Genomic DNA, 23,374 nt, shown 5'->3' with positions numbered 1-23,374 from the left:
CCCGATTCCGCCGGCCGCTTCACGCGCCGCGCAGCGCCGAGATCAGGAACTCGACATTCCCCTCGGGTCCGGTGATCGGGCTTTCGACGATCCCCTGTACCGCAAAGCCCAGTCCTTCGACCCAGTCCTGCACCTCGGCGCAGACCCGCTCATGGAGCGCCGCATCGCGGACCACCCCGCCCTTGCCCACTTCCTCGCGGCCGACCTCGAACTGCGGCTTGATCAGCGCCACCAGTCGGCAATGCGGTGCCGCAAGTTCCAACGGGCGCTCCAGCACCTTGGCCAATCCGATGAAGCTCGCATCGCAGACCACCCAGCCGCAGGGTCGGTCTATCATCGCCGGTGTGAGGATGCGCGCGCTGGTCTGTTCGAGCACGGTGACGCGCGAATCCTGGCGCAGCTTCCATGCGAGCTGGTTGGTCCCGCTGTCGACCGCGAAGACATGGGCAGCGCCATTTTCCAGCAGCACGTCGGTGAAGCCCCCGGTCGAACTGCCGATATCCATCGCGACCGCACCTGCCGGGTCGAGCTCGAAATGCGCCAGCGCATGCGCCAGCTTGATCCCGCCGCGGCTGACCCAGGGATGATCGCGTCCGCGCACCTCGAGCGGCGCGTCCTCGGGCAATTGCTGGCCCGGCTTGGCGAGCTTGGTCTCGCCCGAAAACACCAGCCCCGCCATCACCAGCGCCTGCGCGCGGGTGCGGCTTTCCACCAGCCCGCGTTCGACGAGCAGCTGATCGAGGCGGCGCATCTTGATCATGGTTTGAGATGATCCATTGGAAACAAGCGGCCTAGCGCGCATTGAGCGGATATGAAACCGATCTACACCCATATGGCCGCCGCACTGGGTCTCACCTTCGCGATCGCCGCCTGCGTTCCCGCGCCCCGTCCCGCTCCGTTGCCGGCACCCGAGCAGGTGGTCGTAAGGCCGAGCCCGCAACCCACCCCGCTGACGGTGCCTCAGCCCACCTACGCCGACTGGATGGACGCGCCGCGCTCGGCGGGCGACTGGACCTATCGTGCTCACAGCGGCGGCTCGACCGCGTTGTTCGGCGAACTCGGGGGCGTAGCGCGCTTTACCATGCGCTGCGACCTCGGCAGCAATGCCATCGTTCTCTCGCGCGCGGCAGAAGCGACCCAACCGGTCCCGCTGCGGATCCGGACCGAAACCGCCGACCGCATCGTCACGGCGCAGCCTGCGGTCGAGGCCGGTCCAGCCGTGGCGATCGCCCTGACAGCGCGCGACCCGATTCTCGATGCTATGGCATTGACCAAGGGGCGCTTCGCGATCGAGGCGCAGGGTTCGCCGACCCTCTATCTCCCCGCCTGGGCCGAAGTCACGCGGGTGATCGAGGACTGTCGCTGAACTGCAATGTAACGGCTGGCCGGATCGCTCGAACCGGAGCGACCGATACTGACGTGGGAAAACTTTATTACAAGGCTTGTTTTAAGGCCGCGCGCGAACCAGATTGCGAATCAAGATCAGCGGCGAAACGCGGTCTTGTCCCCGGAGACGGGGTACTTTGGCTCTAACAGCGCGAAAGGAGGTGATCCGATGTCTCATGGTTCAGCAGAGAGGTCGGCAAGTTTCCGCGCGGAGCACTATCGGTAAAACCTACCCTTAGAGGCTCCGTGAAGCGGCGCTTCCCGCCGCTGACCATGCGAAGGGCAGTTCCATCCCGAGCGCTTGCGCCGGGCCGGGGCTGCCCTTCACATATTGGCGCGCTATGTTGTTCGCTGCGGCAATTTAATTGCGTTTTCGCGCTGTTTTTGCCTATTCGGCGACCGGCATGCTGATACTATCTTCACACGGCTTGCTCTGCGCACTTGCGCGGATTAACCGCTCGGCATGAACTTCGAACAGATCGCCCACCCCGCTCCCGTACCCGGTGCAACCCGCCAGCAGGCGATTGCAGATCCGGGCTTCGGCAAGCTCTTCACCGATCACATGGTCGAGATCGACTATGATGCCGACAAGGGCGGCTGGTTCGCCGCGCGGATCGGCCCGCGCCAGCCGATCACGCTCGATCCGGCGGCGGCGGTACTGCACTATGCGCAGGAAATCTTCGAGGGCATGAAGGCCTATCGCCACGAGGACGGCGGTTTTGCTCTGTTCCGCCCCGAGGCCAATGCCCGCCGCTTCAACGATTCGGCTCGGCGGATGGCGATGCCCGAACTGCCCGAGGAACTGTTCGTCGAATCGGTCCGCCAGCTCGTGCTCAAGGATCGCGGCTGGTATCCCGAGATCGAGGGCGGTGCGCTCTATCTGCGGCCCTTCATGTTCGCCAGCGAGGCCTTTCTCGGCGTGCGCCCGGCGCGGCAGTACAAATATATGGTGATCGCCAGCCCGGTGGGCGGCTATTTCAAATCGGGCGCACCGGCGGTCAAGATCTGGGTCAGCCGCAACTACACCCGCGCCGCGCCCGGCGGCACCGGCGCCGCCAAGACGGGCGGCAATTACGCCGCCAGCCTCGTCCCCCAGGACGAAGCCACTGCGCAGGGCTGCGATCAGGTCGTTTTTCTGGACGCGGTGGAAAAGAAGTGGATCGAGGAGCTGGGGGGAATGAACCTGTTCTTCGTCTTCGACGATGGCAGCGTCATCACCCCGCCGCTCACTGGGACGATCCTCCCCGGGATCACCCGCGACAGCCTGATCGCGCTGCTGCGCGACGAGGGGCTGACCGTACGCGAGGAGCCCTACAGCATCGACCAATGGCGGATCGATGCGGGAACGGGGCGCCTGCTCGAGACCATGGCCTGCGGCACAGCGGCTGTGGTCACCCCGGTGGGGACGGTCGCCGGGCCGGACGGCGAATTCACCATCGGTTCGGGTGGCCCGGGCCAGTTGACCAGCAAGATTCGCGAGCGCTTGGTCGGAATCCAGCGCGGCACCGTAGCCGACGGCCGCGGCTGGGTGACCAAGCTCTGATCGCAATCGTCAGGCCGCGATCCGACTGAGCCGCATCGCCAGCCGCGCCGCCGGAGCGACATGCTGCGCCATTTGCGTCAGCGCAGGCCCTCCGAGCGCGTTCTCGCCCATGTGCCAGATTGCTTCCGCTACTCGTATGGGCCGCCTAACGCGGCGAGCGAACGCCTGCTGATAGGCTGGCGCAGCCGCGCCGCCGCCCTGCTGCCAGGCCTGCGCCGCGGCGATACCGCTGGCGATGGCGATGCTCATCCCCTCGCCCGCCAGGCTCGGTATCACCGCAGCCTGATCGCCCAGCCGGAACAGTCCGGGGGCAGTGTTCTGCGCGATCCAGCCATAGGGGACCGCGGCGATCGTATCGATGTGCGGGTTCGCCGGTGCGAATTCGAGCCGTTCGGCGAAGGCTGGGGATTCCCCAGCCAACATTTCGAACAGATGCGCCGGCTCGTTGCCCGCCCGAGCGAGCAGCGACTTGCGCAGCGCCAGGCAAACGTTCGCGCTGCCATCCTCCTGCAGCACGATCCCGGCATAGCCACCCTCGAACAGGTGCAGCTCGATGCTCTCGCCGACCAGCGCGTTCAGGCCAGGATCGGTCGCGATCCGCAACCGCAGCCCGAGCGCAGGATCGCGTGCAATGCGCGGGCGGGCCGCTCCACGCAGATCGTGCTTGCCGCTGGCCAGGAACAGTGAACCGGACCGGTATTCGCGCGCCTCGCCGCGCGCGCAGCCCGGCTCGAGCGCGCGGATCGTGTCGATCTCGAGCTTTGCGCCTGCCGTAATCGCGGTACGGCGCAAGGCGCTGTCGAAGCTGCGGCGCGAGAGGCCGTAGGCAGGCTCAGGCAAATCGCTCTGCGCCGAATGGTGCCCGGCGAACAATCGCAAGGAGGTTACCCGCTGCGCGCCAAGCTGCGCGAGATCGATACCGAGCTCTGCCACGGTCGCCGCGGTGCGCCAGCTCATGAAGCCGCCGCACAGCGCATCGCCGACCTCCGCGTCGCGATCGATGAGAACGGGCTCGCCCCCGTTCCGCGCCAAAGCTATCGCGGCAGCACACCCCGCAGGCCCCGCCCCCAGAATGACCGGTGTGTCTGTCGATCGGTTCACAGCCGCTTTTCGACGCAAAGCCGAAACGGGAATACGCGCCGCACGCGCGCATCCGTGACGCCTGCTTCCTTGAGCATCGGCTTCCATTCGGCGGGTCGATAGGAACGCGCGATCGACAGATGGCCGTCGTGCCGGACGATCGGGTGCCACCCCGCCAGCTGGGCAAGCAGAGAGTACGCGTTGTAGGCCAGAACGTGACGATGCAGATCGTTGATGAACCAGCCGCGCTTGGCGTGCCTGTCCATTGCGACCAGAAAGGCGACCAGCTCGTCATGCGACATGTGATGCGCGACCAGGCTCGAGATGACGAGATCGAAATCCCGCGCGATCACCTCGGCATAATCGCCGGTCCAATATTCGATCGGCAGATCGCTTGGCGTGCTCTCGCGCGCCACCTGCTTGCTCTTGGGATTGAGATCCACCCCCACCAGATAGGCGGTCTTGCCCTTGCGCTCGGCCCACGCAGCGATCTCGCGCAGCATGTCGCCATCGCCGAAACCGACATCGAGCAGGCGAAAGGACTGGTGGTCGGCCAGCGCGCGCTCGAGGTAGGAGAGCGTGGGGGCGTAGGCCTTGGTGGTGCGGTTGACCTTGGCGAGATCCTGGAGGACGGCGCGATAGGTCGCCAGATCCATCCCCGGCTCGTCCATCATCTCCTGGGCGATCAGTCTGTTCTCAAGCATTCGAACTCACGCGCTCCAGCCGAAGCGGAACCCTTCCATCGCCAGTCCCGGCCCGAAAGCCAGCGCAACCCCGTCGCGAGGGGTATCGCGCAACGTGCGTTCGAGCACGAACATCAGTGTCGAGGAGGACATATTGCCGAAATCGCGCAGAACCGCGCGTGAATGGTCGAGCGCGCTGGGGCCGAGCGCGAGCCCGGCCTCGACCGCGTCGAGGATCGAGCGACCGCCGGCATGGACTGCGAAGGCTTGCGGCAGCGCGTCTCCCGCGATCCGGTCGCGGACCTCGGGGGTCAGCAGCGCGTCGCGGATGCGACCGGGCACCTCGCCCGAGAGATGCATGTGGAAGCCGGTATCGCCAATATGCCAGGTGATCAGCCCGGCGCTGTCTTCGAGCGTGGCGGAAAGGCCTTCACCCAATTCCAGCCCGGGGCCCTCGCCGGTCACGACGGCCGCCGCGGCGCCATCGCCGAATTGCGCCCCGGCCAGCAACGGTTCGATCTGGTCGTGGTCTTGGTGGTGCAGGCTCGAGAGTTCGACCGTCACGACCAGCACCCGCGCACCCGGCTCGCTGCGGACGATATGGCGTGCGGTGCGCAGCGCGGTGACTGCAGCATAGCAGCCCATGAATCCCACCAGCACCCGCTCGACCGAGCCGGCCAAACCCAGCCGCCGCGCGATGATCTGGTCGACCCCCGGCGCTACGAAGCCGGTACAACTCGCTACGACGATATGGCTGATGGTACCCACCTCCCCGAGCTTGGCGATGGCGGATAGCGCCAGTTCGGGCGCTTCCTGTGCGTAGATCGCCATGCGCTCCGCGGTGGAGGGTGGTTCGGCGGCATAGAAACCCCTGCCCTCCTCGAGCTTGGCGTCTTCCTCGTCGAGCACCGACCAGCGATGCTCGATCCCCGAACGGTCCGCCATCCGGGCAAAGACCTTCGCTTCGCGACGACCTTCGAGCCGACGCAGAGCCCAGTGGCGATAATCCTGTTCGAAATCGCAATCCGGCACGGCTGTTGCGATAGCATTGATACGCGCGCTCATCTGGGCAGACATCCTCGATTCCAACCTTCAACGGTCGCGCGCTGCGCTAGTTTCCTATCGCGGCAGATTGTCGCGCAACTCCGCCAGCCACAGGTCGGCCACCGCGTCACTCGGCGCACGCCAATCCCCGCGCGGGCTAAGCGCCCCGCCGGGGCTGACCTTGGGGCCGTTGGGCAGCGCGCTGCGCTTGAACTGGCTGAACTGAAAGAAGCGCCGTAGGAATTTCTCCAGCCAGCCGGCGATGGTCTCGAGGTCGTATTCGTTCTTGCGATCCGCAGCGAAGCCCTCGGGCCACAGCCCAGCGCTCGCATCCTTCCAGGCATGCCAGGCGAGGAAGGCGACATGACTGGGCTTATGACCCCAGCGCACGATGTGATGCAGAAAGAAATCGTTCAACTCGTAGGGACCGATGGTGTCCTCGGTACTCTGGATCGCCCCGTCTTCGCCCGCCGGGACGAGTTCAGGCGAGATTTCGGTCCCGAGGATCGCCAGCAGAACCTCGTCGCACGCCGCGTCGAACTGGGATGTCGTCGTGGTCCAGCGGATGAGATATTGGATCAGCGTCTTGGGCACGCCGGCGTTGACGTTGTAATGGCTCATCTGGTCGCCCACGCCATAGGTGCACCAGCCCAGGGCAAGCTCGCTCAGATCGCCGGTGCCGATCACCCAGCCACCATGCTGCCCCGCCAGCCGGAACAGATAATCGGTCCGCAACCCCGCCTGCACGTTCTCGAAGGTCACGTCGTAGACCGGCTCGCCCCCGGCAAAGGCATGGCCGATGTTTTCCAGCATCAACCGCGCAGTCGGCTTGATATCGATCTCCTCGGCGGTGACGCCGAGAGCCTCCATCAGCTTCCAGGCGTTCGATTTCGTCGTGTCGGAAGTACCGAAGCCCGGAAGCGTATAGCCGCGGATGGTGGAGCGCGGCAGTCCTAGGCTGTCGCAGGCCTTGGCGGCCACGATCAGCGCGTGCGTGCTGTCGAGCCCACCCGAAACCCCGATTACGAGCGATTTCGGATCGGTCGCCTCGATCCGCCGCACGATGCCCTCGACCTGGATGTTGAAGGCTTCGTAGCAATCCTCGTCGAGCTTGAACTGGCGATTGGGAACGAAGGGGAAGCGGCGCACCGGACGGATCAGGTCGATATCGCCGCCTGCTGGTTCATGATCGAAAACCACGGTGCGGAAGCGATCCTCGGGCCGTCCGGCCGCCTCGGCGGCATCGTTGAAAGTCTGCATCCGCATCCGGTCGCTGAGGATGCGCTGGCAATCGATGTCGGCGATGCTCAATTCGGGTTCGCGGTCGAAGCGGACGCTTTCGACCAGCAGATCGCCGAGTTCGTAGATCATCCCCTGCCCGTCCCAGGCGAGGTCGGTGGTGCTTTCGCCATGGCCGCTGGCCGAATAGGCATAGGCGCAGACGGAGCGCGCGGAGCTGGCGCGGCTGAGCAAGTGGCGCTCGTCAGACTTGCCGATGGTGATGTTGGAGGCGGACAGGTTGAGGAGGATGGTCGCGCCCGCGAGTGCAGCCTGCGTACCCGGCTGAACCGGGCTCCAGAAGTCCTCGCAAATCTCTATCCCAAAGATGAAGCCCGGGATGCTCTCATGCGCAAAAATCAGATCGATCCCGAACGGCACTTCCGCGCCGTTGATCGTGATGGCTAGGTCGACGCAATCGCGGCCATGCGCGAACCAGCGCTTTTCGTAAAACTCGCGATAGTTGGGGAGATAGCTTTTGGGCACCGCGCCCAGAATGGTCCCGCGCGCGATGGCGATGGCGCAATTGTAGATTCGACCATTGCGACGCAGCGGCGCGCCGATCACCAGCACGGTCGGAAACTCGCGGCTCGTTTCGACGATCCGGGCCAGATGCAATTCCACCGCCTCGCTCAAGGCGAGTTGCAGATGCAGATCGTCGATCGCGTATGACGACAGACTCAGCTCGGGATAAAGCAGCAGATCGACTTGCTGCTCGGCGGCCTTGCGGGCCTCGCTGATGATCCCGTCGGCGTTGTAGGCGACATCGGCGGTGCGCACCTTGGGGGTGCTGGTAGCCACACGCACGAAGCCATGGGTGTGCAGGTCGAAGAAAGGGTGGATCTGGGTCATGGCACCATCCGTATCGGGAGACATCCCCGCGCGCAATCGAGCAGGGTCGCGGTCAGGCTTAGGGTCACGCCGCGAGCAATTCGGCGGCACATGGCCCGTCCTGCAACAATGCAAGCAGCCCGCGCTCCTCGCGGCTGAGCCACTGGGTGCTGCGCGGAAGGCGCAGGTTCTCGCGCCATTCGGCCTGCTTGCCGATGAGATCGATCACCGCGGGGTGGACATAGCTTCTGCGGGTCACTGCCGGAGTGTTGCCGAGATAGGCAGCGACTTCCTCCAGGACGGCTTTGATGGGCAGAACCTCCCCGCTCGCGGCCAGCACACTGAAAGCCAGGGCGCTGGCATGCCAGGTACGGAAATTCTTGGCGGTGAAGTCTTCGCCCATGGTTTCGCGCAGATAGGCGTTCACATCGGAAGAACCGACCGCGTGATGCTCACCCTCGTCGTCGATGTATTGAAAAACGTGCTGCCCGGGCAGATCCTGCATCTTGCGCACGACGCGTGCCAGACTGCTGTCGGTCAGCGTCATCTCGCGCAGTTTTCCGCCCTTGCCCTTGAAGCGCAGGCGCAATCTATTGCCGGTTACCTCGGCATGACGCTGGCGTAAGGTGGTGGCGCCGTAGCTCTTGTTGCGCACCGCGTATCCCTCGTTGCCGATCCGCACCGCACCCAGATCGAGCAGCCGCACCACGCTCGCCACCGCGCGCTCGCGGGTCAACTTGCGAGCCCGCAAATCCTCTTCCACCCGGCGGCGTACCAGCGGCAGCAGATTGCCGAAGGTGATGCAGCCATCATATTTGTCACTCTCCTGCTTAGCGCGGAAATCCGGGTGATAGCGATATTGCTTGCGGCCCTTGTCGTCGTAGCCGGTCGCGAGGATATGGCCGTTGGGTGCCGGGCAGAACCAAGCATCGCGATAGGCCGGCGGCAAGGCGATCGCATTCAGCCGGCGCTTTTCCTCGCGGTCGGAGATCAGCGTGCCGTCAGGATCGTAATAGGCCCAGCCCCGCCCCGCGCGCTTGCGGGTGATTCCGGGCAGATCGTCGTCGACATAGATGAGCTTGGTCATGGTCAAGGCCAAACCGCCCGCCCGACATCCGGTTCCGCTTGCCTGTCGTGGATCGCAGCCCCACCTAGCGGATCACACTCGCGAGGAGAGAAGCATTGGCCGACGCCACCTATTCGCCGCCCGAAATCTGGTCCCACGATGCCGAGAACGGGGGAAAATTCGCGAACATCAACCGTCCCACTGCCGGCCCGCGCGCAGACAAGGAACTGCCGATCGGCAAGCACGATCTCCAGCTCTATTCGCTCGCCACCCCCAATGGGGTGAAGGCCTCGATCCTGCTAGAGGAATTGCTTGAGGCGGGTCACTCCGGAGCCGAATACGACGCCTGGACGATCGACATCGGTAGTGGCGAACAGTTCGGTTCCGGCTTCGTCGATCTCAACCCCAATTCGAAGATCCCCACGCTGCTCGACCGGAGTGGTGCGAAGCCTGTCGGGTGTTCGAAAGCGGCGCCATCCTGATCCATCTGGCCGAGAAATTCGGTGCCTTCATGCCCGCCGGTGAGACCCGCGCCGAGGTCCTGAGCTGGCTGTTCTGGCAAGTCGGAAGCGCGCCCTTCATCGGCGGCGGCTTCGGCCATTTCTACGCCTATGCGCCGGAGAAATACGAATACCCGATCAACCGCTATGCGATGGAGACCAAGCGCCTGTTCGATGTCGCCGACAAACGTCTGGCGGAGTCGCAATATCTCGGCGGCGACGATTATACCGTGGCCGACATCGCGACCTTCCCATGGCTCGCACCCTTCGTCTTCGGCGGAATCTACGGCGAAGCGCGCAAATTCCTCTCGATCCACGAATATCGGCACGTCGATCGCTGGGTGAAGGCAATCGCCGAGCGCCCCGCGGTCAAGCGCGGGCGGATCGTCAACAAGACCTGGGGCGAGGACGACGAGCAATTGCGCGAACGCCATTCGGCTGCGGATTTCGAGGGCAAGGCACTGTAGGGCAGGCGACCTCGAGCGCGACGGGGGGGTGCACCCGAGGCTCCCCTCCTGTTGCGGCAGCCAACGAGCCGTTGACCCTTTTCATCGCCGCGCAAGCCGTTATATGGGCGCCTTCGTGCTGGGGTGTAGCCAAGTGGTAAGGCACCGGTTTTTGGTATCGGCATTCGCAGGTTCGATCCCTGCCACCCCAGCCAGCTATTTCCCTTAACCTAAGCGACTGAAAAACCTCTGGTTTCCCTGCGAGTCGAAACCCCGTGGCACCCTGCCGTGGCACCCTGCCGTGGTCTCGATTTGAACACCATGAATCGGCGCAATTTGAGATGCAAGTCGGTGATGGCGAAACCCACCGGGTGCGCCGAATCATCCACAAGGTTACGCACAGGGGACAGCTGTTCGCGTTAAAGTCCGAGACTGGGATCGATAGTGGCCCCCTGATTGTGGCGATTACGAGTCGGCGGGGGCGAAGGAATCTTTGCCGCGAGCTCCTTTTCCTGAGCCGGATAGTGCTTCAGAACCTCTACCTTTGCTTTGAGAAAGGCCGTTTCGGCATCCTCTGCGCGGACGATCGTGTGTTGAAGCCGAGTGATGGTCTGCACAAGCGGCATGAACCACGTCGGCACTTCGGACTCATCGATCAGCTGGCTAAGCTGAGAAGGATCACGCGCTTTAAGCTCGAAGCAATCCCGACCCGCTTCCAGCGAATGCCGGTTGTCGAACACCCCCACGACAAGCTCTCGGGCACGCATGCTTTTGGCTTCCTCAGTTTCGAACAATTTCCTGTCGGCAGCCAATTGCTCTTGGTCGGCAAGCAAATTTGCCTGCGACAGCGCGAGTGCCTGTCGTTCCGCCTGCAAAGAGAGGAGTTCCTCTGACAGCACAGCCTTGTCCTGGCTGAGCTGCGTCACGCTACCGGTCAGGTTGGAGAGCTTTTTGACGAGATCCTCCTTCTCGGTCCTCAGCCCCTCAATTTCGGCCCGCGCGTCATCTTTCTCTTGGATCACGCCAGCCAGCTCGCCTCGTGCGGACGCTGTCTGGGCCTTAGCGTTTTGCTCATCGCGCACTGCTTGGGCGCGAGCGGCTCGAGCGGAGGAAGTCTCGTCTCTCAGAGTCCGGATAGCGTCCTCGGCAGTTTTGCGATGCGCAGCCAAATTGACGCGCTCCGTTACCGCTTCTGCTTTCGAGCGCTCGCCGGCAGTCAGCAATGCGTTGGCAGTTTCTGTTTTTTTCTCAGCCTCCGCATCGCGCCCATCTGCCACACGCTCTCGTTTTTGCAGGTCAGCCTCATTGCGCTGCACGGCCTCTTCGCGCAATTTCACCTGATCCATCTTCATGCGCGCTAGGCGAAGCGCTCTGCGGACCCAGCCGATAGTTTTCGCGATACGAGATCGCCTCGCGACCATGGTCGCTATTGCTATTCCCGCGAGTCTCAACTTTTCCGGCCACGCTGCTGCGACGGCAGCTCTCGTCTGCTCGTCGGTCTCTGCGGCCATCGTCGGTCGTTCTTCCCCCCGCTTCCAGTGCGCCCCGCCCTTTCCGGAGGCCATGTCGGCGATGATCGAAATCTGTGTCTCGCGAATATCGACAGCATCTTCTCGGCCCACCATTGCGGTTTCCGCGTTACCCAGCTGTGCTGCTCGCTCCGTCAACGACAGTTCAGATTTCAGGAGTGCGGTTTCTCGAACTGCGATGTTTCGCAAGCCGGCTTCGACGGCCTCAGTGCGTAAAGCGACCGCGCTTTCCTTCGCTTCAGCTTCCGCGAACTGCCTTTGCGCGTTCGTCTCGCGATTGGCCGTTCCTAGCGCGAGTTGCTTCAGAGATCCTTCGCGCTCGTCAAGCTCTTGAGCTCTTTCATTCAGTTGCCTCTCCCGTGCATCAAGCCGAGCCTTGTCGGCTCGAAATATCTGCAGGTCATCGATGAGGCGCTGGCTTGCAGCCTCGAAGAACAACTTGTCCTCTTCAAACTCTTCGCGCTCGTCCACGAGTTGCTTTTTCAAGGCAGCCAACCGGTCCTTTTCTGCCTCAAGGCGCTTAGCGTAATCCTTCAGGGTCGTGTGCTTGATACCTTTGCCGACGGTATCTTCCCCCCGTGCCAACCCGAGATGCTTCACGTAGGAGTGGTATTCGGTCTGGTATGCCGCGAGCACTTCCGGACTGCCGCCGAGAACCTTGTGATACGAAATCCGCCAGACCCGCGGCGCAGCAGCTTCTTCTCTGGCACGCTTCGCAATGCCTTCCTGCGTGGTCGGCTTCCGCCCCCTCTTCTTTACGATGTCCCGATAGACCGGCACCACCACCGCCTGGATATGCGGTGTGCTTTCATCGGTGTGCACGCTGATGGAGACAACGCCCTTGCCAAACTTGTCGTGCAGGCTTTTCGCACTCTGCTCGATAAACTCTTTCTTCTGCCAGTCGTCAGCAGCGGCCCACCACTCAGGAGAAGCTGTCATCAGCACCTCAATCGCGATGACCTTCTCCTTCTTATGCGCCACGCCCAGCTCCTTGTGCCTGGCACGAACGCGTTCGGTGAGGTCGTCCGGTCCCGGTACAAGTTCCGTTGGCGGCATGGCCCCCGGCACCGTGTTGGCAGGGATAAGGCGGTTGTTGTGCTTTCCGACTGCTGCCAGATGCTTCCACGTCTTGATCTTCTCGGTGCGCAGAATAGCGTAGTGTTTTCCCTCAGCCATTGATATTACCTGTTCGCCGAACGCGTTCGGATCCTCTGATTGAATTGACCATAAACACTCACTCCGGGCTAATTCGTTGAATTAGCCCCGCTCGCCGATGCACGGAGGCATCGGTCATTGCCTTGACCGGAATGCGGTCAAGGCAGTTGCCGCTGGGCACAGCGGCAACAAGGAAGCGGCAAACGTCAAACATTTGCCGACCAGCCATCTTGCGATAGATCACCTTCCTGCGGCTCGCCCGCATTCGATCGCGGCGTTGCGCTTGCTTCGGCAGAAGCAGCGCCTTGCGATCGAGAAGGTGATGGATCGATATCTGAACCTAGGAGATCAGCAGAAGCTGTTCCGTGCGGCTGTGCCGCTTTCAGAACGGGAGCAACACTCGCCGCGGGCGCGGGAGTGGCTTCGTCCTGAGGACCAGAAAGAGCGCCCCCTGCTACAGTCGCATCGGCCTCAGCTAGCTCTTGCCCCTGCACAACGGACGCCTCAGCATCGGACGCAGCAGCCAGGTCGCGACCAAACCCGGCTTCCATCGCCGCGGTAAAACTTTCTGCAGGCTCTTGGGCCTCGTCCATGAACCGTGCGACGCTGCCTCGGGCGATCGCAGCCATCTCAGCATCATATGCACGGGGATCGGTATCGTCGTCGTGCCACCATTCATGCTTTATCGGGTAGAACGGCCTTGGCGGAGCGGGCTCGTGTGGGCCGACTTCATTGGCATTGACCACAGGCCCCCATCCATACACTTCTTCATAGTGAGCATAATCATGCTCGACGGGCGGTGCTGCTGGATCCGGCTCTGGCGCGCGGTCGAAATGCATTTCGAGCTGTAAAAGCAGCGATCCGACGATCTTGTTGTGAGCGTCGAGCTGATGCTTGATCGACGCTATCAGGCTGGTTGTTCCACTCCCATGAAGAACCTCGAGTTCGTATCGAGTTTTGTAATCATAATATGTCCCAAGACTTCCTTCGCCCATGGCTGCCTTAAACTCACGAATGGAGAGGCTGGCGAAGGCTTTCGGAGATAGGCTCCGCAGGAAATCTTTCGTTTCTTCGTAAGAAGGTGCTTTCTTAGACGACGACATTGAGTGAGTCCTATTCGATCATATCTGATCAGAATTATAGGACTACGAACAAGATCGACGATGTGCTGAATTTAGCAAAACAGGTTATCTCCTTGAAAACTGTATAGTAGATAACTTCGTCTCACTCAGAATCTGCCTGTAAGCATCTGAAGTTACGCAACTTTGCGAAAACACTTTCTAATCGGAAATAACGCGCATTTCTCAAAGGTTTGTGGTTCGCAGCCCCTGAAACCCGGTGAGAAGCGCGAATGGGCCTTGATGGTGAAGATGGTGAAGGAGGGGAAAAGCCTCTCTGCCACTTCGTGACCATCGAGGTGAAAAATGAATACGCACAACGCTGCCAGCGGAGACTCCGCTGTTGAAAGACTGATGGCCGATCCAGATGACCAACGCATCTGCCTATCGCGCGTCAGGCCATTGGACGGGTGGCCTGTCCTTGCCGATCCTGTCCTGCCAATCAGGACCATCGCCGTCGTCGATACGGAAACCGAAGGCCTGGATCCCAGGCTGCATAATGTGATCGAGATCGCCGTCGCCTTCGTCGAGATCGACGCACACGGACGTATCGTGCGGGTCGCCGGCAAAGGCGAGGCCCTCAATGATCCGGGGCGACCACTTACACCGCAAATCCAAGACCTCACCGGACTGACAGACGCGATGCTGGCAGGGCAGCGCATCAACGTCGATCATGTCACCAAACGGCTGAACGCGGTTGATGTCATCGTCGCACACAATTGCGCACATGATCGTCCGTTCGTCGAAGCGCTACTACCGGACCTGCAGGACAAGCCGTGGGTCTGCTCGGTGGCAAATGCCGACTGGAGCGCGTGGGGCTTCGACGGGAAGAAGCAGGATCACCTGCTGATGCAAGCCGGGCTGTTCAATCCGATCAAGCACCGTGCCCTGGCCGATGTCGCAAGCCTGCTGTCGCTGCTGAATGTCGAAACCCCAACCGGCAACAGTTTGCTGAGCGAATGCATCGCCCATGCAAAGAGGCCGACCTGGCTTTTCCGGGCTGTTGGGCTGCCGTTCGAATACCGGCAAGGGATCAAGGACCGCGGATGGCGCTGGAATTCCAATGGTCGGGTTTGGTGGACCGAAGTTCCGCACTCGGCCCGTGCAGCCGAAGAGCAGTGGTATGACCAGGCGTTCCGGCCATTCCGCGACAAGCCGGCCATCGAGCAGGTGACCTGGACCACGCGCTACAAGCGCTGACCAAGGCAAATGACCGGGCGGCCTCCATGGCCGCCCGGTTCCATTGATCAAAGGGTGAAGTGAGCATTCCGGGAGATCGGAAAAAAGGCTCTGGCGATCACGCCATCACTCAAGAAACAGGATAATGAAATGAATGATGCCCATGACGGTGCGAACGCCAGTTCGCGCCGCTTTCACCTTTCGATGCTCATGGTTGCCATGAGTCTCGGCGGCTGCACTGCCGTCAAAGCCAACCAGTTTGATAGCCTGGTCAATCCGACAGACTTCCGCATGATCAAGCTTGCCCAGAAGGTAGTGCTTGCGCGGGACACCACCGTGGTCGCGCTATGGCCAGATCCTGTAAGCACACGTTGCAAGAATTTGGCCGTTATCCGGCGGCATCCACTCGGAGTTCAGTTCGTGCCCGTCGACATCGCACGACTGTCCGACGATGCACCCTTCGTCCTCATCTCGGGAGATCGTCGCACCATGTTCGAGCTGACATCAGCTGGCGAAGTTACAGCATCAGCGTGCGCGCCGTCGCGTCGTATCGAGCGCGCGATCGAGCAGGGAACCGCGCAATTCGAGGACGGCTATACGGGCTATCACGAAGCGGCCTGACCGCGCAGCAATTCAACAATCCCACCACAAAGCGGGCGGCATCTACGGATGTCGCCCGCTTTGCATTTCAGGACATATTCCATGCACAATTTCTTACAGCACCCCCAGCGGTTGGTGGCGTTCTCGCTCGTTTACCGCAGGAACAGCGGCGAGGAAGCGCAACCGATCCGGGCGGTCGGCGCCTTCAGTGTCCAGCTCAAGCCGGACAGCGACGTGACGTTCGCGCGCCATCACTTCGCCTATCAACCAGGAGATTACATCTCGCCCGGTATTGATATGCTGCACCTGGTCGATAAACGCACCGATACGCTGGCCGCGGTTCGAGGACCAAGTGTCCGTCGAATGATCGCGTTCGGAGACCCGGACATAGATGCGCGCGAGCAGCGGGCCCTTCCCATCCTTCGCGACCGGCGACACCGGCGCGCGCACTTCATGCGTATCAACCCACTCGCCATCCGTGCCGTCGCAGCGGAATACGATATCGATATCGCAAGGCCGGAGTCCGACGAAGCGACCCGTGCCAGCCACGCGGCCGAAATGGCTCAGGCGATCTGGCTGTCTTGGCTCACGCTCGTCCTCAGAGACGAGCCGGACAGTCCAGCCCTAGTCGCTGCATACCAGGCCTTTGCCCAACTCGACCGGGTGCGGCCGATTCCCTTTTGACCGCCGCTTCACGCGGCAATTCTGATCACCAACACATACGGCCCAGCGCGGCCGGAAGGACACCACAATGACAAAGACCTACACCATCCTCGACTGCGAAATGCTCTTCGACCGATATCTCGCGGAGGCTTACGAAGAGATCGACAAGGATTGTAAGCGAGTTCGGATCGCGGCGCGGACGATAGCCATCGCTTCACTCCTCGATCTGACCATCGATGACCTCGGCCGGATCTCCGTCGGGAGGTTGCGCACCTATACCACCGAGCATCAGAACGAAGGAGCGATGCTGACTGCCGTATTCGACGATTTGCGCGCTTGCGGCGATCGCGATCTGGTAACTTACGGCGGCAGCGCGGTCGACGCGAAGGTGCTGGAACTTTCCGCCATGGCTCACGATCTGGCGCTGCCTCCGCAGTTGAAGCAGATCTTCGGTCCTCGGAAAGAACATCCCGGACATCTCGATCTGTCGGCCGCGATGAAGGGGTTCGGGAAGACCTGGCACCACCTCAGCGAGATCATGATCCGTATGGGAATGCCCGTGGCAGTTCTGCGCAATAAGAGCGAACCTCAGTTCGCGCATGACAATCTCGACTGGAAAGCCGGCATCGACCATTGCGAGCTCGACACATTGATGACGGCTATGGCGCTGATCGCATGGCGGCGCGTGCAAGGTCACCAAGGCTTGCGAATTCCTCCAGCATGTTTTGCGCTTCTCGCAGCATTTCTGCGTCAGCGACCGGATGCAGTCGCCGCATCTATCTTGCGGCGGGAGCAAGCCATCTTACTCTCGGTCATTGAGGCTCGGCTACCTCGGGCAGCGTGACATCCAAGTGGATGTTGAGAAGTAGGCGACGCAGTTTTTGCAGCACTCCAGCTCGCAGACAAATTCCTGCGTCGCACCGGCAAACGATACGCGCATGGTGGCCCCGCTAACCGAACTGCGTCAAACCATGGCGGAGCGACTGGCCTAGAGATCCGACCTCGCCGCTTAGGAGCGAAATTAGCCGGGCCCGACGGGTTCACACAACCTGACCGGCGGGCGTCCTGCGGCGAAGACGTTAAAAATAAAAAGGATTTACTGGCGAGAGGCGTTTCGCCGCGCCACTGCGAGAATTCACGATAAGGGGTGGATTTTTTCCCGATACTCAACCGGATGAACCTTCGCGGAGATATCGTTGCTGCGGAAGGTGCCGATCAACGATAAATAACGATGCTACTCTGGCCCCTCCTGGAACTAAGGATCAATTAGGCGAAGGAGGAGGCGCCCCTTGCGTGATAGCGACAATTATGTCCGCCAACGTCGCAGCTTCTTCGGGAAGCTCGTCCGGCTGGCGAATCGGAGGTGCGGCGGGAAGGGCGAGATAGATTGATGCGAGTTCTTGATTGCTATCCAGGTCTGCATTTGGCTCTTGAACCGTCGCAAATCTGATACGATTCCTGCCCATGCTAACCGCTGCTAGCTCGTCGTCCGATCGGCTCGCCAAAAGTGACTGCTCGGCACTCAGCTGAGGTGGAGCCGGCGCGCTGAATTCCTGCGCGCGCAGTTCAAGTATGCGGAGGCATTGCGCCAAGTCCCGCTCGGGCAATTGCGGATCGCAGCGGTCCGAACCTACAAGGCGCGTTACTCCCTGTGGCCGACTGTCTGCAGGGGTAGATCCCGCGGCAGGTATCGGAGTGGTCGAATTCGAGCCGTCGCTCAGTTGCGATTGGAATGAGCCTTGATCATTATCCGAAAGCTGATCGGGGCTTAATGACCTACGCCGAGGCATGGGCGAGCCGGAGATTGACCGATCCCTTATCTGCGGCTCGGGCTGAACCGGCTCAGGTCTAGGAGAAACCTGTTCGACACCGAGTGATCCGTCGCCCGGTGCCACCGAAAATTCGTCGAGCCGAGTGCGGCTCCCGGTTTCCTGCGCTGCGGCCAAGGTGGCACCGGCTACAACAAACAGCCCTCCGAGGGCCGAGGCTGCCCAGCGGTTCATCGCGACTGTGTAACCAGTAGAACTTGTCCAGCTGGTTGCGTGATTTGAAGGTCGGATAAACCGCTGCCTGTCTGCGTCCAGGTCAGCTGGTTGTTTCCATTCTGGACCGCGGTCATGTCATTATCAGAGCCGGCTTGGGTCAACCGTGCCATATTGTTCTCGCCGTTTTGGGTGAGTGACATCGTGTTGCTGTCGCCCATCTGGACCGCTTCGACGCCAGAGGGAAGTAGCCCTTCGTTCTGCGTGACCGTCATCAGATTACTCGCCCCGTTCTGAAGAAGGTAAGCGATTTGCGTACTTTCGCCCGACTGGGTTAGTGTCGCCTGATTGTCGTCGCCCGTCTGCTCCACGAGGGCGTAGTGTGCGCCAGTGCCGGTCTGTGTAGCGGCCGCAAGGTTGCGTGCGCCATCCTGATCGATCCAAGTATACTGGCTGTTGCGAGACTGCCTGATAGTCGCCCAGTTATCCTCACCGATCTGAGTGATAAAGGCACCACTTCCGCCGCCGCGCACGACGGTGAACGGCGCGGGATCGTCGTCTCTTCCATTGATGTCCCGATTACCAGCATTGCCCTGCAGGCCGGTGTTACCCGGCTGACCCCCACATGGGTTGCCCTTGCCGACACCGGGGCCGTCGCCGCAAGGATTACCTGGCGGAACGTGTTCCTTAGCGCCTTTATCGGTTCCGTCACGGTTGCCGTCGCCAGCGATAGCCGCCGAGGGGGCAAGGAGAAGGATTAGAGTGGCTATACCCCCTAGCAGCGGAAAAACAGAGCGCATTAATCGTCTCTCTCTATTGCGGGAGCCTGACGAACGACAACGCGGTTGCCATTGCCCGACTGGTTGACGGCGGCTCGATTACTAGCGCCAGTTTGACTCAGCTCGGCAGCGTTGCACTCACCGCCCTGCGAGATGTCGGCCTGCGCCGAAGCGCCGGACTGGGCAACGCGGAGCGAACCTCCGCTGCCCGACTGCACGGCCACCGAAGCATGGTCGCGGCCATGCTGCTCGATGTGGACGGTGCCATCGGGGTCAGTGCGAGTTACAGTAGCAGTATGGCCCTCGCCCGTGCGAATTATAGTGGTGCGGCCCTGCGCGTCGTCGGCCATGGCGCTCTCTCCGGTTTTTAGATGGGGGCAGACATCGGACGCGGCCTGCGCAGCCGCCGGAGCGCCAAGCGCCACGGCGAAGAACGGGAGATAACGGAAGATCCGGGTGCTCATGTTCCTGTCCTTACTCTATTCAGCGTCGAACAGCCAATGGCGGGGCGCCGACCGGCGCCCCGCCGCCTTGGCTCAGCTTCCGCTCTGAATGACGGTCGCCGCATTGTTGCTGCCACTCTGGGTAATGGTCGAGAGAGCATCGGTCCCGCTCTGCGTCACTGTGGCCGAGTGATCGGCACCCGACTGGGTGATGAACGAGTCGTTTTCGATGCCAGACTGGGTGAGCGTCGCGGTCTGGTTGCTCCCGCTCTGCAGAATGCTGGAAGTGCCATCCTCACCGCTCTGAATCACCAAGGCCGAGTGCGAATCACCGAAGTTTCCACCCTGGCTGATGATCGAGTCGTTGTTGCGGCCCGACTGGTTCACCGATGCGGTCTGGTCAATTCCGCGCTGGGTGATCGACGACGACTGATCGGCCCCGGCTTGGAGAACACTAGCATCTTGCGAGATCCCCGCACCAAAGCCGAGGAAGCCGCCATTCGTACCCTGATCGATCGTCGAGGTGCTGCTGTCCCCGATCTGCTCGACATAAGCAGTCTGGAAGCCGCCGCGCTGCGTCACCGTCGAGGTGTTGTCGTCACCCGCCTGTATCACGCCGTTCTGAGTCTCATCAACGAAGCTGCCGGTCTCGTTCAACAGGCCGCCCTGATCGACGGTCGACGAGTTATCCGCGCCGGTCTGCAGGACGTTGGCCTGATGACCGCCCCACGGACGCTGCGTGATAGTCGAGCTGTTGCCGCTGTTGCTCTGATTAACCACGGCACCGCTGAGCACAGTCGACGACTGCGTGACGGTCGAAGTATTGTCCGACCCGCTCTGCGTCACGTCGGCGGCGCTAAGGGCACCCGTCTGGGTAATTGTCGAACCGTTGTTGGACCCGGTCTGGTTGACCGTCGCCAGAACGAGGTCGCCTGACTGGTTGACGTCCGAGGTCAGATTGGTGCCGTCCTGCGTCACATCGGCCAAGTTGGCATCGCCTGACTGGTTGACGTCCGACAGGTTCTCGTCGCCGGTCTGCGAAATGATCGCACTCGATGCGCCTGACTGATCAATCAGCGAAACGTTGGTGGGAGCATTCGCCGGCAGGGCAAGGTCGGATCCGCGCTGAGTCACATCAGCAGATGCGCCGCCGGCGGATTGAGTGATGCGCGAAGCGTTGCGGGCGAAATCGCCTGGGGCGACACTGCCCTGATCAACGACCGCCGAGGCAGCCCCTGTCTGGTCCACAACCGAGGTGTTGTAGACCCCGCTCTGCGTCACGTCGACCGAAGCCGCCGCGCTCTGGTCGATGCTCGAACGATTGAGAATTCCGTTCTGGCCAACCGTGGCGGATGCGCCGTCGGCCGACTGGTCGATCAGCGACACGTTGTTGGCGAACGCCTCACCAACGCCATTCGGCGGCGGCAGGTCAGAACCGTCCCAAGTTCGAGAACCAAGGCCGTTGGTTCCTCCATCCTGGCTTACGGTAGCTGACGCACCCGCGCTCTGGGTGATGCGCGAGGTGTTGTCATCGCTCAACTGCGAGGTGATGGCCGACGCCCCTTGGGCGGTGCCGGTCTGGTCAATCATCGACTCGTTGCCACTGCCGATCTGGGTGACGGAAGCGTATGCCGGAACAGCATCCTGCGTGATCGTCGCTTCGTTGTCGTCGCCGGTCTGAATCACGAAGGCATCCGCGTTCACGTCAGGCACGACCGGCGAGCTAGCCGGCGAGCCGTCACCGGTGCCGTGGGCGCTTTGGCGAACGACCGTGGCATTGTTGCTATTGCCGGTCTGCGCAATGTCGGCATTGGCGAAGTTGCCCGCCTGGTTGACCGACGCGACGTTGAACGTCCCGCTCTGGTTGACCAAGGCGTTGGTGTTATCACCGCTCTGGAAAACCGTGCTCTCATTGTCCGATCCGTTCTGAACGACACCGGCCAGCGACAACGGGTCGGCGCTGCCATAGATGTTGTCGGGATCGCCGGCCGCGCCGTTGACGCCGCTCTGGATCACCGACGAGGTGTTGCCGTCGCCCACCTGATTGACGCTCGCCTCGTTGTAGCGGTTGCTCTGCGCGATCGACGAGGTGCTCGAGCCGTTCTGGTAGACCGAGGCGTTCTGCGCCCCGTTCGACTGGGCAATCGTGGAGGAAGCGGCGCCGCCTTCCTGGATCACGCTGGCGCGCTCGTTGCCGCCGGTCTGGTCGATGTCGCTGCTGGCATTGTTGGTGCTCGCGCCCTGATCGACCACGGCAAGGTTGCCGTTGCCCGATTGGTCGACGTCCGACGAGCTATTGGCGCCGGTCTGGGTGACGTCGACCGACTGGCCGCTGCCGGTTTGGGTCACGTCGCTGGTGTTGGACTGTGCATAGGCCTGGCCGGAGACCGCGAGGGCGGCTGCCGAGACGCTTGAAAGAATGATCTTTTTCATGACTGTAGCCTCGAATGAGGAAGGGGCGGCGACACGAGGCCGCCGCCCTTCGCTGGATTAGAGAACGCCCGGCGCACCCTGGGTCACGGTCGCAGCGTTGCCGCTACCGCCCTGCGTGATGGTCGAGGTATTGCTGTCGGTGTACTGATAGACAGTCGCGCTGTTGCTCGATCCGCCCTGTGTGATCAGCGAGGTGTTGTCGAAACCCTCCTGCGTCACTTCAGCCAGATTGAGATCGCCGCCCTGCAGGACGTCGGAGTCGTTCGACTCGCCGCTCTGATTGACGGTCACCACGCCGTTGGTGCCGGTCTGCTGGATGTTCGAATCCTCGGACAGACTGTCGAACAGCTGGTTGACCGTGGCCGTATTGCCCGCGCCGAGCTGGTCGACGTCGGAAATGCCGCTGGTGCCCGACTGGTTCACGTCTGCCGTCGATCCTGTCGAAGCGGCGCTCTGATTGACGTTCGACTGATTGAGGTCGCCGATTTGATCGACGAACGCCAGGCTGTCGCCGCTCTGGGTGATGATCAACTGGTTCGAATTGCCCAGCTGGTTCACGTCCGCCTGGAAGCCAGCCTCCGACCGGTCGCCGCTCATCGCGATGCTCGACGAGTTGCCTTCGCCTTCCTGGTCGACGTCCGCGCGAGCCCGCACGCCGGCCTGCGTGATGGAGGAGGTGTTCAGCGCTCCGCCGGTCATGTTGGTCTGGCTGACATTGGCGACCGAGGAGCGGCCGGCGGTGCCCTGGTTGACAGTCGATTGGTTGCCAACGCCGGTCTGCTCGACCGTTACGTTACCGAACCGCGCGTTCTGGGTGACGAGCGAGTCGTTGGCGGGGAAGCCGCCCGAGGGGACGCCGGCAGTGTCCTGGGTCACTGATGCGGTCACGTCGTCATTGCCCTGATTAAGCACCGACCTGTTATCCTCGCCGGTTTGCGAAACGCTGGCGATTGCGTTGTCGCCGTTCTCGTCAAACTGGTTATTGGTGCCGGCGCCCTGGAAAACGGTCGAATCGTTGCCCGTGCCGTCCTGAGTGACCGTTGCGAGCGCGTTGTCGGCCCGCTGGCGCAGGTTGGACACGTTGCTGGAGCCGGTCTGGGTGACGAAACCGGTGGTGTTGGAATCGCCTTCCTTGTTCGCTTCGGGTGGCGGCGGACCGCCCTGGTCGAAGTAAGAATCATTGCCATCGCCAGTCTGGGTAACGGTGGCGTTGAGATTCTCGCCCAGCTGGCGCAGGTCGGACGTGCTGGCGCCCGCCTGGTCGACCGTAGCGGTGTTGCCCACCAACGGTGCGTCGTTTTCGGCATTATACTGCGCAACGGAGGAGGTTGCGCCGCCGGTCTGGGCGACATCGGCGTCGTTGCCTTCGCCCGTCTGTGCAATGGTCGAATCGTCGCCGGCGCCATTCTGTTCGACTGAAGCCGTATTGTCGGTCCCGTCTTGGTCGACGTCGGAGTCGCCGGCAGAGCCGAGCTGATCGACGGTCGCGCCATTGCCGCTGCCGCTCTGGTCGACATCGGAAGTATTGCTCTGCGCGAAGGCGGGAGCGGCGGCGAGGAGGGCGATGGCCGAGACCGAGCCCATGATGATCTTGTTCATTTCGATTTCCTTTGAGTTAAAACGAATTGGCCGGCGT

General features: G+C 62.0%; 18 protein-coding genes, 1 tRNA gene and 1 pseudogene. 8 read left to right on the top strand and 12 right to left on the bottom strand.

Going from position 1 to position 23,374, the window contains the following annotated elements; translation table 11 throughout:
* Window positions 1-19: 19 nt before the first annotated feature.
* Window positions 20-760, bottom strand: a complete 741-nt coding sequence (locus Q9K01_RS05940; protein WP_305929301.1) for a TlyA family RNA methyltransferase — start codon at window positions 758-760, stop codon at window positions 20-22.
* A 51-nt stretch (window positions 761-811) separates the two neighbouring features.
* Here Q9K01_RS05940 and Q9K01_RS05935 point away from each other — a divergent pair, with 51 nt between their 5' ends.
* A complete protein-coding gene (locus Q9K01_RS05935; protein WP_305929300.1) occupies window positions 812-1,366 on the top strand; it encodes a hypothetical protein in 555 nt (184 codons plus the stop codon).
* 483 nt (window positions 1,367-1,849) lie between these two features.
* Window positions 1,850-2,929 (top strand): branched-chain amino acid aminotransferase, encoded by a 1,080-nt coding sequence (locus Q9K01_RS05930; RefSeq protein WP_305929299.1) that lies wholly within the window; start codon window positions 1,850-1,852, stop codon window positions 2,927-2,929.
* A gap of 9 nt (window positions 2,930-2,938) precedes the next feature.
* Here the strand turns inward: Q9K01_RS05930 and Q9K01_RS05925 are convergent, their stop codons facing one another.
* The 5 genes from Q9K01_RS05925 to Q9K01_RS05905 all read right to left on the bottom strand — a co-directional run bounded on the left by Q9K01_RS05925 (window position 2,939) and on the right by Q9K01_RS05905 (window position 8,932).
* Window positions 2,939-4,030, bottom strand: a complete 1,092-nt coding sequence (locus tag Q9K01_RS05925; protein WP_305929298.1) for an NAD(P)/FAD-dependent oxidoreductase — start codon at window positions 4,028-4,030, stop codon at window positions 2,939-2,941.
* Window positions 4,027-4,713, bottom strand: coding sequence for a methyltransferase domain-containing protein (locus Q9K01_RS05920; RefSeq protein ID WP_305929297.1), 687 nt, complete (start codon window positions 4,711-4,713; stop codon window positions 4,027-4,029). The genes Q9K01_RS05925 and Q9K01_RS05920 overlap by 4 nt, the downstream gene beginning before the upstream one ends.
* 6 nt (window positions 4,714-4,719) lie before the next feature.
* Window positions 4,720-5,769 (bottom strand): type III polyketide synthase, encoded by a 1,050-nt coding sequence (locus tag Q9K01_RS05915; protein WP_305929296.1) that lies wholly within the window; start codon window positions 5,767-5,769, stop codon window positions 4,720-4,722.
* A gap of 42 nt (window positions 5,770-5,811) precedes the next feature.
* Window positions 5,812-7,866: an NAD(+) synthase gene (locus Q9K01_RS05910; protein ID WP_305929295.1), complete on the bottom strand. Its 2,055-nt coding sequence runs from the start codon at window positions 7,864-7,866 to the stop codon at window positions 5,812-5,814.
* A gap of 64 nt (window positions 7,867-7,930) precedes the next feature.
* Complete coding sequence (locus Q9K01_RS05905) at window positions 7,931-8,932, bottom strand: DNA topoisomerase IB (protein WP_305929294.1); 1,002 nt, start codon at window positions 8,930-8,932, stop codon at window positions 7,931-7,933.
* A 95-nt stretch (window positions 8,933-9,027) separates the two neighbouring features.
* Between Q9K01_RS05905 and yghU the strand changes: the two are divergent.
* A pseudogene (gene yghU / locus Q9K01_RS05900) lies at window positions 9,028-9,878 on the top strand (glutathione-dependent disulfide-bond oxidoreductase).
* 119 nt (window positions 9,879-9,997) lie between these two features.
* Window positions 9,998-10,072 (top strand) — tRNA-Gln (locus Q9K01_RS05895).
* A gap of 204 nt (window positions 10,073-10,276) precedes the next feature.
* Here the strand turns inward: Q9K01_RS05895 and Q9K01_RS05890 are convergent.
* Both Q9K01_RS05890 and Q9K01_RS05885 read right to left on the bottom strand, forming a co-directional pair.
* Window positions 10,277-12,562, bottom strand: a complete 2,286-nt coding sequence (locus Q9K01_RS05890; protein ID WP_305929293.1) for a plasmid recombination protein — start codon at window positions 12,560-12,562, stop codon at window positions 10,277-10,279.
* A gap of 185 nt (window positions 12,563-12,747) precedes the next feature.
* The gene (locus Q9K01_RS05885) at window positions 12,748-13,644 is read right to left on the bottom strand and encodes a hypothetical protein (protein WP_305929292.1); all 897 of its coding nucleotides are present in this window, start codon (window positions 13,642-13,644) and stop codon (window positions 12,748-12,750) included.
* Between the two features lie 369 nt (window positions 13,645-14,013).
* On the opposite strand from Q9K01_RS05885, the gene Q9K01_RS05880 reads away from it, so the two are divergent.
* From Q9K01_RS05880 to Q9K01_RS05865, 4 genes are all read left to right on the top strand, one after another.
* Window positions 14,014-14,859: a 3'-5' exonuclease gene (locus Q9K01_RS05880; RefSeq protein ID WP_305929291.1), complete on the top strand. Its 846-nt coding sequence runs from the start codon at window positions 14,014-14,016 to the stop codon at window positions 14,857-14,859.
* A gap of 129 nt (window positions 14,860-14,988) precedes the next feature.
* Entirely contained in the window at window positions 14,989-15,459 is a 471-nt protein-coding gene (locus tag Q9K01_RS05875) for a hypothetical protein (RefSeq protein WP_305929290.1), read from the top strand.
* Between the two features lie 81 nt (window positions 15,460-15,540).
* A complete protein-coding gene (locus tag Q9K01_RS05870; RefSeq protein WP_305929289.1) occupies window positions 15,541-16,122 on the top strand; it encodes a hypothetical protein in 582 nt (193 codons plus the stop codon).
* 67 nt (window positions 16,123-16,189) lie between these two features.
* The gene (locus Q9K01_RS05865; RefSeq protein WP_305929288.1) at window positions 16,190-16,945 is read left to right on the top strand and encodes a 3'-5' exonuclease family protein; all 756 of its coding nucleotides are present in this window, start codon (window positions 16,190-16,192) and stop codon (window positions 16,943-16,945) included.
* Between the two features lie 1,155 nt (window positions 16,946-18,100).
* Here Q9K01_RS05865 and Q9K01_RS05860 read toward each other — a convergent pair.
* From Q9K01_RS05860 to Q9K01_RS05845, 4 genes are all read right to left on the bottom strand, one after another.
* Window positions 18,101-18,883, bottom strand: a complete 783-nt coding sequence (locus Q9K01_RS05860; RefSeq protein WP_305929287.1) for a hypothetical protein — start codon at window positions 18,881-18,883, stop codon at window positions 18,101-18,103.
* A complete protein-coding gene (locus Q9K01_RS05855) occupies window positions 18,883-19,326 on the bottom strand; it encodes a hypothetical protein (protein WP_305929286.1) in 444 nt (147 codons plus the stop codon). The genes Q9K01_RS05860 and Q9K01_RS05855 overlap by 1 nt, the downstream gene beginning before the upstream one ends.
* 72 nt (window positions 19,327-19,398) lie before the next feature.
* Window positions 19,399-21,738 carry a beta strand repeat-containing protein gene (locus tag Q9K01_RS05850; RefSeq protein ID WP_305929285.1) on the bottom strand — a complete coding sequence of 780 codons (2,340 nt, stop codon included), beginning with the start codon at window positions 21,736-21,738 and terminating at the stop codon, window positions 19,399-19,401.
* A 57-nt stretch (window positions 21,739-21,795) separates the two neighbouring features.
* Window positions 21,796-23,337 (bottom strand): beta strand repeat-containing protein, encoded by a 1,542-nt coding sequence (locus Q9K01_RS05845; RefSeq protein WP_305929284.1) that lies wholly within the window; start codon window positions 23,335-23,337, stop codon window positions 21,796-21,798.
* Window positions 23,338-23,374: the final 37 nt, after the last annotated feature.

It is taken from the genome of Qipengyuania benthica, from assembly GCF_030717865.1.
Classification (GTDB): Bacteria; Pseudomonadota; Alphaproteobacteria; order Sphingomonadales; family Sphingomonadaceae; genus Qipengyuania; species Qipengyuania benthica.
This window is presented reverse-complemented; position numbering and strand designations above follow the sequence as displayed.

Excerpts from the sequence above, each read along its gene's own strand:
- Q9K01_RS05940 (WP_305929301.1), bottom strand. The coding sequence starts at position 760 with ATGATCAAGATGCGCCGCCTCGATCAGCTGCTCGTCGAACGCGGGCTG.
- Q9K01_RS05935 (WP_305929300.1), top strand. The coding sequence starts at position 812 with ATGAAACCGATCTACACCCATATGGCCGCCGCACTGGGTCTCACCTTC.
- Q9K01_RS05930 (WP_305929299.1), top strand. The coding sequence starts at position 1,850 with ATGAACTTCGAACAGATCGCCCACCCCGCTCCCGTACCCGGTGCAACC.
- Q9K01_RS05920 (WP_305929297.1), bottom strand. The coding sequence starts at position 4,713 with ATGCTTGAGAACAGACTGATCGCCCAGGAGATGATGGACGAGCCGGGG.
- Q9K01_RS05915 (WP_305929296.1), bottom strand. The coding sequence starts at position 5,769 with ATGTCTGCCCAGATGAGCGCGCGTATCAATGCTATCGCAACAGCCGTG.
- Q9K01_RS05910 (WP_305929295.1), bottom strand. The coding sequence starts at position 7,866 with ATGACCCAGATCCACCCTTTCTTCGACCTGCACACCCATGGCTTCGTG.
- Q9K01_RS05905 (WP_305929294.1), bottom strand. The coding sequence starts at position 8,932 with ATGACCAAGCTCATCTATGTCGACGACGATCTGCCCGGAATCACCCGC.
- Q9K01_RS05890 (WP_305929293.1), bottom strand. The coding sequence starts at position 12,562 with ATGGCTGAGGGAAAACACTACGCTATTCTGCGCACCGAGAAGATCAAG.
- Q9K01_RS05885 (WP_305929292.1), bottom strand. The coding sequence starts at position 13,644 with ATGTCGTCGTCTAAGAAAGCACCTTCTTACGAAGAAACGAAAGATTTC.
- Q9K01_RS05880 (WP_305929291.1), top strand. The coding sequence starts at position 14,014 with ATGGCCGATCCAGATGACCAACGCATCTGCCTATCGCGCGTCAGGCCA.
- Q9K01_RS05875 (WP_305929290.1), top strand. The coding sequence starts at position 14,989 with ATGAATGATGCCCATGACGGTGCGAACGCCAGTTCGCGCCGCTTTCAC.
- Q9K01_RS05870 (WP_305929289.1), top strand. The coding sequence starts at position 15,541 with ATGCACAATTTCTTACAGCACCCCCAGCGGTTGGTGGCGTTCTCGCTC.
- Q9K01_RS05865 (WP_305929288.1), top strand. The coding sequence starts at position 16,190 with ATGACAAAGACCTACACCATCCTCGACTGCGAAATGCTCTTCGACCGA.
- Q9K01_RS05860 (WP_305929287.1), bottom strand. The coding sequence starts at position 18,883 with ATGCGCTCTGTTTTTCCGCTGCTAGGGGGTATAGCCACTCTAATCCTT.
- Q9K01_RS05855 (WP_305929286.1), bottom strand. The coding sequence starts at position 19,326 with ATGAGCACCCGGATCTTCCGTTATCTCCCGTTCTTCGCCGTGGCGCTT.
- Q9K01_RS05850 (WP_305929285.1), bottom strand. The coding sequence starts at position 21,738 with ATGAAAAAGATCATTCTTTCAAGCGTCTCGGCAGCCGCCCTCGCGGTC.
- Q9K01_RS05845 (WP_305929284.1), bottom strand. The coding sequence starts at position 23,337 with ATGAACAAGATCATCATGGGCTCGGTCTCGGCCATCGCCCTCCTCGCC.